Source organism: Bacillus sp. JJ634 (genome assembly GCF_036962285.1).
GTDB lineage: Bacteria > Bacillota > Bacilli > Bacillales > DSM-1321 > Peribacillus > Peribacillus asahii_A.
The window spans coordinates 1-238 of record NZ_JBALMU010000161.1; the positions used below are offsets into that span (position 1 = coordinate 1).

A 238-nucleotide genomic window follows, 5' to 3' on the forward strand; every position below is an offset into this window, starting at 1 on the left:
GAGTTTTTATCGATTCTTTATTTTCTTTAACGGTTTAACATTTGCTTTGATGAGTTTCCAGGCCCCATCTTGAAACGACCACACTGAAGAAATCGTCGCAATAGCCTCTTCTCCCTCAATTCCTTTTACTAATTGTTTTCCTGTCAAGCCCTTTCTGCGTCCAAATTGAGAACGTACTGTTAATTCGAAATAAGGATGAATAATTAACTCCGTAGCTTCATTTAATTTTCCATTTTGA

The 238-nt window shown here is 36.1% G+C and carries 1 protein-coding gene; it reads right to left on the reverse strand.

Translation table 11 applies throughout. The features are described from left to right. Positions 1-6: 6 nt before the first annotated feature. A partial coding sequence (locus V7068_RS20055; protein WP_499714250.1) for a YybI family spore inner coat protein occupies positions 7-238 on the reverse strand: 232 nt, incomplete at its 5' end.